Genomic DNA, 8,677 nt, shown 5'->3' on the forward strand with positions numbered 1-8,677 from the left:
CGTTACGACCCCCTACGCGCCCCGCAGCTCCTGCCGCTGCCGCCCCAGCCCGTCGATCTCCAGCTCGACCACGTCACCGGGCCGGAGATAGGGCTTGGGCTCGGGCTGCCCGAAGGCGACGCCGGCGGGCGTGCCGGTGTTGACGACATCACCGGGGTACAGCGTCATGAAGTGCGACAGGTACCGCACGACCTCCCCCACCGAGAAGATCTGCTCCGCCGTGCTCCCGTCCTGCTTCAGCTCCCCGTTGACCCACAGTTTCAGCCCCAGCTTCTGCGGGTCCGGCACCTCGTCCGCCGTCACGAGCCACGGCCCGAGCGGGTTGAACGTCTCGCAGTTCTTCCCCTTGTCCCAGGTGCCGCCGCGGTCCATCTGGAACTCCCGCTCGGACACGTCGTGCGCCACCGTGTACCCGGCGACATGCGCGAGCCCGTCCTCCGCGGAGTCCAGGTAGCGGGCCGTACGCCCGATGACGACGGCCAGCTCGACCTCCCAGTCGGTCCTCACCGACCCGCGCGGCACGAGCACGGTGTCGTTCGGCCCGACCACGGTGTCCGCGGCCTTCAGGAAGACGACCGGCTCGGCCGGCGGCTGGGCGCCGGTCTCGCGCGCGTGGTCGTGGTAGTTCAGCCCGATGCACACGACCTTGCCGATCCGGCCGACCGGCGCCCCGATCCGCACCCCGGCCGCGTCGAGCACGGGCAGGTCCCCCGCCTCGGCGGCGGCCCGTACACGGGCCATGGCCGCGTCGTCGGCGAGCAGCGCTCCGTCGATGTCCGGCACGACACCCGACAGGTCCCGCAGGTTCCCGTCGGCGTCGAGCAGCGCGGGCCGCTCGGCCCCGGCCGTACCGACTCGCAGCAGCTTCATGTTCACAATCTCCCTCGATCGAAGGCTGTCCTCCGAGGCGACGACCCGGGTGCGGCGGGCCTCAGCCGTCGGAGGACTGGTCGATCGTCCAAGGTCCCGGTCCAGTCCGCAATACCCCGTTCACGTACTGGACCCGCGGCGCGCCCCAAGGCCTCGCGGTGACGCACCGGTGGAACACGGCCGGTTCACCGGTAGAGCACGGCCCGTTCCACGGCACTCCACGTCGTGCTGGTCACCACGTACAGCGCGGCGGCCAGCGGCACGACGGCCACGGTGACCAGCGTGAAGAAGGACATGAACGGCATGACCTTGGTGATCGTCCCCATTCCGGGCACCGGCCGGCCGTCGTCCCCGGCCGGCGCCATGGGGTTGGCGGCCATCATGATCTTCGTACGCCGGTAGTTGAAGGCGGCGACGGCGGTGACGAGGACGAACAGCCCGATGTACACCAGCCCCGCGTCGCCGAGAAGGCCACCACCCCCGTCCAGGGCGTCCAGCCAGCGATCACCGAGCGGTGCGCCGAGCAGCTGGTGGCCGAGCAGCTCATTGGCCTCGCCACCGATCGTCCCGCTGGAGAACAGGTGGTAGAGGAGGAAGAACGCCGGCAACTGGAGCGCCCCGGGCAGGCATCCGGCGAGCGGTGACACCTTCTCCTTCTGGTGCAGCTCCAGCACGGCCCGCTGCAGCCGCTCGGGGTCCCGGCGGTACTTCTTGCGCAGCTCGGCGATCCGCGGCTGCAGCCGGGTCCGCGCCTTCTGCCCGCGCGCGGCGGCCCGGGACAGCGGGTGCACCAGCAGCCGCACGAACGCGGTGAACAGGACGATCGCGGCGGCGGCCGCGGAACCGTGGAAGAGCGGATCGAGCAGGTCGGCCAGCTGCTCGACCAGGTGGGCGAAAACGGACATGGGTGAGTGAGCCCTCCGGGGTCTCGTCGTGCCGTGACAGGAATGGCGGCATGACGACCCGCGCGGGATCACCAGGTGAGGCGTGCTGCTGGATCGCCCTACGCGAAGGTCGCCGGGAGGGCGTGCCCGGGCGCTCGGGGACGCGTACGCCCGCGGGCGTCGGGATCACGTTGCGGCAGGAAGGCCGTACGGCGGTCCCGGTCCCTGATCGCCGTCCGCACCCGGGTCCGTGGCACGGCGGGCGCGCAGCGCGCGGCGACCAGCGAGCAGACGGCCAGCGCGGCTCCGGCCGCGGCGGTCGCGGCCAGCGCGACGGTCGCGGAGAGGCTGCCGGCGTCGAGCAGGACGACCTCGAGGAAGAGGACGAGCAGCAGCGCGGCGGGGCGCAGACTGGCCCAGGCCTGGAACATCGGCGGCTCCTCCTCTCTGCAACGGTTATACCCCAGCACGGCCGTACGAAAGTGAGGATGCGCCGGACGATCAAACGGTTCCGGGCGGTCGCCGGCCACTTCCTCCACTGGTTTGAGAAAGGCCTGTCAGAACTCTCGACACGGAACCCGGGAGCCCCGATGCTTCCTGACGCGGCACGGAAAGCGCGTTCCGCACCACCGTAGGACCGTATGACATGCGCACGCCATCGCTCGGAGAGGCGGAACAGGACAACCATGATCCGACGCAGGACACTCCTCACGGCCACGGGCGGCGCGCTCCTCGCCAGCGCCGTCGTCCCGGCGGGTACGGCACACGCGGACGCGACGATCGCCGTGAACCCCGGCACGACGTACGGCACCTGGGAGGGCTGGGGCACGTCCCTGGCCTGGTGGGCCAACGTCTTCGGCGCCCGCGACGACTTCGCCGACCTCTTCTTCACCACGAAATCGGTGTCCTACGGCGGTCGCACCCTGCCCGGCCTGGGCCTGAACATCGCCCGCTACAACCTGGGCGCCTGCAGCTGGAACACGGTGAACGGCGAGTCCATGGTCGAGTCGCCGAACATCCCCGGCTTCAAGCAGATCGAGGGCTTCTGGCAGGACTGGACGAACGAGGACCCCGCGTCCTCCGCCTGGGACTGGACGGCGGACGCGAACCAGCGCGCGATGCTGGTGAAGGCGACACAGCGCGGCGCGGTCTCGGAACTCTTCGCGAACTCCCCGATGTGGTGGATGTGCTCCAACCACAACCCCTCGGGCGCCGCGGACGGCGGCAACAACCTCCAGACCTGGAACTACCGCCAGCACGCCGCCCACCTCGCCACGGTCGCCGCCCGGGCGAAGTCGGCCTGGGGCGTGTCCTTCGCCACCGTCGACCCCTTCAACGAGCCGGCCTCCACCTGGTGGACGGCGACGGGCACCCAGGAAGGCTGCCACATGGACCCGTCGGTCCAGGCGGCCGTACTCCCCTACATGCGCAGCGAACTCGACCGACGCGGCCTGACCGGCATCCGCATCGCGGCGTCCGACGAGACGAACTACGACACGGCCCGCTCCACCTGGTCCTCCTTCGGATCATCGACGAAAGCCCTGGTCGCGCAGGTGAACGTGCACGGCTACCAGGGCGCGGGCGGCCGCCGCGACCTCCTGCACACGGACGTGGTGACGACATCCGGCAAGAAGCTGTGGAACTCGGAGACCGGCGACAGCGACGGCACGGGCCTCACCATGGCCCGCAACCTCTGCTACGACTTCCGCTGGCTGCACCCCACGGCCTGGTGCTACTGGCAGGTCATGGACCCGTCGACGGGCTGGGCGATGATCGCGTACGACCCGGGGACGCTCCAGCCCACCACCGTCCAGCAGAAGTACTACGTGATGGCCCAGTTCAGCCGCCACATCCGCCCCGGCATGACGATCCTCGACACGGGCGTGAGCTACGCGGTGGCGGCCCTGGACCGCACGGCCCGCCGCCTGGTGATCGTGGCCGTGAACACGGCGACGACGCCCCAGACCCTGACCTTCGACCTCTCCCGCTTCACGACCGTGACCGGCGGCACGGGCGGCCTGGTCCCCCGCTGGAACACGGTGACGGGCGGCGGTGACCAGTACCGGGCGTACGCGGACATCAGCCTGACCGGGAAGTCGGTGAGCGTGCCCTTCGCGGCGGGGGCGGTGCAGACCCTGCAGGTCGACGGCGTGGCCCCCTAGGGGGTGTCGTCACACTCCCGTCGTCGTCCGCAGGACGGCCCTGCGGCGTCCGGTGCGTGCTCTCGGCGCGCCGGGCGGAAGTCCGCGCACTGGTGGGCTACTCGGGCTTTCGTCCGGTGCGGCGAGAGTACGTGCCGGGCGTCGCGGGGCAGACGGGAGTTTGACGACACCCCCTAGCAGGCATGGCCCGGGACGACGCAACGATGGCTGTCCCGGGCCACGCGCTACCGCTCAGTGCGGTAGGGGTCCAGTTCCGGCTCGGCGCCGTGCTGGTACATACTCCCCTGCCCGCCCCCGCTCGCTCCAGGAATCATGGCCGGGCTGGTGCATCGTGTATCCCCGCTCCCACAGCAGCTCGCCCGCCGTCCGGGTCAGCGCCTCCTTCTTGCCGATGCGTCCACCCGGGCCCGGACGCTCAACTCCCCGTCCCCACGTCACCTGCGCCACTGCTGGCCGGCGGATCCGTTGCAGTTCTGGATGATCAGGCGGCTGCCAGCGGTGGTGCCGAGCGCGGTCATACAGCGGTTGGCGGTCGTGTTGCGGATCCGGTAGAGGGCATAGCGGTAGGAGTCCCAGGCGACCCACTCCAGAAGCCAGCGCTGCGTGGACCGGGCGCTGTTGCACGGCTGCTGGACGAGGGCGGTGCCGTCGGAGGTCGAGCCGCCCTCGAGGTCCAGGCACTGGCGGGAGTGCACTACCACGAGCTGGGTGGCGAAGCCGTCGGGCAGCGGGCTGGTGTACCAGTCCTGGTTCCGGCCGGCCAGGTAGTCCCACAGCCACACCGGCGCCCCGGGCGAGGTGGACACGCCCCACACGTCCATGACCCTCCCGCTCGCGGGATTGCTCACCGGGTGGGTCAGCGACCATTCCTGGCCGCGGTTGCCGCTGCACGGTGCCTGGTACAGCACGGCGCCCTGCGCCGGAGTGGTGGCGGCGGCCTGGAGACACAGGTGGCTGTTGTCGTTGACCAGGTGGTACTGCGGCTGGCCCCAGCCGTCGCGGCTCACGACGAACGGCTCCCAAGCCTGGCTCCAGCCGCCGTTGCACGGGGCCTGCCGGACGCGGGCACCGTCGGCGCGGCTGCCGCCTTCGACGTCCATGCACATCCGGCTGTGGGATGCCTTGATCTCCCAGGTGTAGGGGTTGGACGAACGTGGGCTGAACTGCCAGCGCTGGTTCTGCCCACCGTGGAAGGACCACAGCTGCACCCCGGCACCGGCGTTCGTCGACATGCCCTCCACGTCCGCGACCAGACCGGTGGTCGGGTTCGCCAGATAGCCGACGTCCGCCCAGAGCGGCTGGTCGGCCCCGCTCGCAGTGGGCGCGGTCACCAGCGCCACCACCAGGGCGAGGACCAGGACCACCACGGCCGCGGGCCCGCGCCGGGTGCGCTGCCGTGGTGGCCGACTGCCGGGGCGAACGGCACGGGGCGGTGCGGGTATGCCGGAACGGTGGATACGGCTGATCACGGTTCCCCCTCGGCTCAGGTCCGGCGCGGTCCGGCGGTGACCGCGTCGGTTCAACCAGCTGAATCAGTTACGTGCTGCGGCGACCGGCCTCGTGCAGTGCCTCCCGCCCTCCGCTACGGCTCAATGCCGCCGCCATCATGTGCGCCCTCTGCACGGCTCGGTAGCCGGTGCGACCGGGCGCGCAGGAGCACGCGAGGGCACATTTCCGCGCCCGCGCGACGGGGAGGGTACGGCGGTGAAACGGCGGCGCCCCCGCCCTCCAGGAAGAGGAGCGGGGGCGTCCGGGAAACGATTGGCTTCGGCGTGCTGGCCTTCTTCGCCGAGAAGTCTTGCCCAAGGCGATACTCGCCGACGTCCTCACCACCGGGGGCTGCCCGCCGGGCCCCGCAGGGGCCGCCCCGCCTGGTCGACGTCGACGCGCGGAGGGCGGGGCACCTTGAGGACGCACGGCCGCGTGGAAGGCCGACGCCTCGGACGAGGTCGGATCCTTGGAAGTCGTCGCCCTGGTCCCAGAAGGTGTCCCGCGCTCGGTGCTGGTAGGGGCTGCGGCAGGCTGTGAGGGGGTTGTCGTCTGCCCGGTCAGGTGAGGTTCTTCTCCAGCGCGGTGACGTAGGCGTTGATGAAAACGCTACGGCATCGCCCCGGACACCCGCGCCCGCCGCGAAGCCTGCCTCACCGAGAGCGCCAAGGACGCCGCCCGGCCCCTCCCTCTGACCGCCCGGGCCGCACGCGCCTTCCTCGACGTCTGCTTCTTCCACCCCTTCGACGACGGCAACGCCCGCTCCGCCCTCCTCACCCTCCTGTTCGTCCTCACCCGCGAGGGCGTCGCACTCGACAGCGTGCGACTGCTTCGCCGGATCTCCTCCCACGCCGACGACCCGCAAGACGCACTGATCCTCACCCGGTACATCGACCTCCACCTGCGCGAAACCCGACGACGAACCACCAACCCGACCCCCTAGACAGGCGGCAACCCCGCTCGGCCGAGGTCACCGCCAAGGACACCGGGGAGTAGCGGGATACGGGTCGATGCTCACGGCCGCGAAGGAACAAGGCGGTCGACGCGGGCCTGCTCAGAGCTGGGTGTGTGCTCACGAAGGTGCACCGGAGCGGCGGTTGACTGCGGAGCGGACGCGGGCAGCGTGGGCGAGGACTGTGCTTCGACTCGGGCGTGTAGCTCGGCGAAGACGTCGGCCATGCGCCGGGCATGGGGCAGGGGGTCCGGCCGTGGGTGCGTCCACTCGCTGCCGGGAAAGAGATGAGCGCGGCCGGGGAAGCGGTCAGCAGCTCCGTGAACTGGTCATCGGCCGTGTAGGTGAGGGCGAGCCGACTGCCCTTCCGCATGACCGACGGGGCCCGTCCGCGCTCGCGGTGGCAGAGGGCGATCGGTCAGCGGACACCGGCCACAGCCCACCCGGCCCGCACCTGCTCCAACGCCTCGCGCACGGCAGCCGCGTCCGGCGGAGGCCCAGCGGGGCCGGACGGAAGGCCGTGGGTGCGGGCTGCCGCGGCGGCGAGCGTGCGCACGGCCGGAGTGTCCAGCGTCAGCAGGATCTCGTGGAGGCGGGGCGGACGCCGGCCTCGGTCCAGTCCCGCAGGCGCCGCCAGCACGTCACCCCACTGCAACCGATCGTCTCGCTCGGCACGTCCGCCCAGGTCACACCCGTGCGCAGGACGTAGACGATCCCGCGAAGGGCCGCACGGTCGTCCGCCGGCAGCCGGCCCGGATACCGCCGACGCCGCGGCGGGCGAGGAGGAAGCAGCGGAGCGACACGATCCCACAGATCATCAGCAAAAGATCAACGACACCCGCAAGACTCTGTCGCCGACCAACCCAACTGCCAAGGCCCTGAGCCACACTCACTCTGAATGCTTAGCAAGCAAGCACTCGCCGACCTGGGCGGAACACCCCCGCGTCGGCGGGAAGGACGTGGTTCACGGCGCCCGATCCGGGCCGTCCTCTCGCTCACCAGTCCAGCGCCAGGGTGGCGAGGTACTGGTCGAGCAGACCGGAGATGATCTGGTGGTCACGCAGCGAGGGGTGCCAGTCGCAGCCGAGCCGGTCCAGGCCAGGATCGTCGTAGTACCAATAGCCGACCCGGTCGTCCCCCCGCGCGTTGCGGTCCCTGACGATGACCTGGGTGGTTTCGGCGAAGGCGGTGCCGGACACCGGGGTGGCGCTGACCACCAGGAACGTCCCCCTTCCGTAGCGGGCCCGCAGCTTGTCGAGGAAGCCGTGGTAGGCGCTCGCGTAGGCGGTGATCAGTTCGCTCTGTGTAGCCCACGGCTCGCCCGGGTGGAGCGGGGTCGAGAAGTCGTTGATGCCGAGGCCGATGACGACGACCTGCGGCCGCCAGCCGCGCGGCTTCTGCCAGACGTCGCCGACAACGTTCAACAGGGCCCGGTCGTAGTAGGTGCGGTAATCGGTGCCGGGGTCGGAGCCGTTGTAGTTGCGGACCATGCCGCGGCCGGAGAACGCGTTCTGCTGGTAGTCGGCGTCGAGCTTGCGGGCGGTCAGGGGGCCGAAGGCGAGGTCCGCGTTGCTGTTCCGGTCGACTCCTCCGTTGGCCGAGCAGTCACGCGTGCCCGAGGCGTTGCCGTACCCGGCGGTGAAGGAGTCGCCGATGAACTCGATCTGTCTGCTCCGCGCCGTGGGAGCGGCGAGGACTTCTCCTCCCCGAGCGGCGATGAACCCGCCGAAGCGGCCGGCGGCCCACGGGCTCTCCGTGCGTTTGACGAGCCGCACGGTGTGCTCGGTGTCGGCGAGGTCCTTGACCCAGGACGTGGTGCGCCCGGGAGTGACCAGTGTGCTGACGGTCGTTCCGTCGATCTGGACGTCGTAGTCGTTGGCATAGTCATCGAGCACAATTCCGACGCCGGTGCCGCAGAACCGGCCTTCGAAGGCGATGCCGGGCCAGGTGTACTGCACCCAGCCGTCGGCTGCCTTCTTGACCCGGCCCACCGTCCGGAACCCGGCGAAGGCGACGGACGGCCGAGGCCGGTGGGCGACGGACGCCTGGGAAGGAGCTGCCGCGGCGGTGACGCCCGCAGCGACGCTCGCGGCTGCGGCCGTGAGCAGTGCCCGACGAGACAGATGGGGAGAGGTGCGCATGAACGGTCCTTCCGGAGTCGGGAGATCTGCACGCACGCTGTACGGGAGCGCTCCCATCATGGCCCTGTCGGTGCGGCATGGGGAGTGGCCGGTGGCGACGAGTACGGACAAGACGCTGGTGTGCTGGCCGAGTAGGCCACCCGAGACCGAAGCGGCGGGCGGCGTTCGGGGGTGGGCAGA

The 8,677-nt window shown here is 70.8% G+C and carries 7 protein-coding genes and 2 pseudogenes; 3 read left to right on the forward strand and 6 right to left on the reverse strand.

All coding sequences use genetic code 11. The features are described 5' to 3' along the window. Positions 1–12 precede the first annotated feature (12 nt). The 3 genes from CCN42_RS35890 to CCN42_RS35900 all read right to left on the reverse strand — a co-directional run bounded on the left by CCN42_RS35890 (position 13) and on the right by CCN42_RS35900 (position 2,185). The gene (locus tag CCN42_RS35890; protein ID WP_086741537.1) at positions 13–870 is read right to left on the reverse strand and encodes a fumarylacetoacetate hydrolase family protein; all 858 of its coding nucleotides are present in this window, start codon (positions 868–870) and stop codon (positions 13–15) included. Positions 871–1,055: 185 nt separating this feature from the next. After that, on the reverse strand, positions 1,056–1,775 hold the full coding sequence (locus CCN42_RS35895; RefSeq protein ID WP_086741538.1) for a YidC/Oxa1 family membrane protein insertase: 720 nt from the start codon (positions 1,773–1,775) through the stop codon (positions 1,056–1,058). 98 nt (positions 1,776–1,873) lie between these two features. Further along, positions 1,874–2,185, reverse strand: a complete 312-nt coding sequence (locus CCN42_RS35900; protein ID WP_086741539.1) for a DUF6412 domain-containing protein — start codon at positions 2,183–2,185, stop codon at positions 1,874–1,876. Between the two features lie 255 nt (positions 2,186–2,440). Between CCN42_RS35900 and CCN42_RS35905 the strand changes: the two genes are divergently transcribed. Then, a complete protein-coding gene (locus CCN42_RS35905; RefSeq protein WP_086741540.1) occupies positions 2,441–3,916 on the forward strand; it encodes a glycoside hydrolase in 1,476 nt (491 codons plus the stop codon). A 434-nt stretch (positions 3,917–4,350) separates the two neighbouring features. On the opposite strand, the gene CCN42_RS35910 is transcribed toward CCN42_RS35905, so the two are convergent. Next, positions 4,351–5,385: an RICIN domain-containing protein gene (locus CCN42_RS35910; RefSeq protein WP_158102182.1), complete on the reverse strand. Its 1,035-nt coding sequence runs from the start codon at positions 5,383–5,385 to the stop codon at positions 4,351–4,353. Between the two features lie 635 nt (positions 5,386–6,020). Between CCN42_RS35910 and CCN42_RS45785 the strand changes: the two are divergent. Continuing rightward, positions 6,021–6,185 (forward strand): annotated as a pseudogene (locus tag CCN42_RS45785) (Fic family protein); the annotation flags it as partial. Between the two features lie 39 nt (positions 6,186–6,224). Continuing rightward, positions 6,225–6,347 carry a hypothetical protein gene (locus CCN42_RS45790; RefSeq protein ID WP_281259558.1) on the forward strand — a complete coding sequence of 41 codons (123 nt, stop codon included), beginning with the start codon at positions 6,225–6,227 and terminating at the stop codon, positions 6,345–6,347. A 583-nt stretch (positions 6,348–6,930) separates the two neighbouring features. Here the strand turns inward: CCN42_RS45790 and CCN42_RS35920 are convergent. Together CCN42_RS35920 and CCN42_RS35925 are read right to left on the reverse strand one after the other, a co-directional pair. After that, positions 6,931–7,169 (reverse strand): annotated as a pseudogene (locus tag CCN42_RS35920) (transposase); the annotation flags it as partial. Positions 7,170–7,351: 182 nt separating this feature from the next. Beyond that, positions 7,352–8,497 (reverse strand): SGNH/GDSL hydrolase family protein, encoded by a 1,146-nt coding sequence (locus CCN42_RS35925; protein ID WP_086741542.1) that lies wholly within the window; start codon positions 8,495–8,497, stop codon positions 7,352–7,354. Between the last annotated feature and the right edge of the window lie 180 nt (positions 8,498–8,677).

Source organism: Streptomyces glaucescens, assembly GCF_002154375.1.
Taxonomy (GTDB): Bacteria; Actinomycetota; Actinomycetes; order Streptomycetales; family Streptomycetaceae; genus Streptomyces; species Streptomyces glaucescens.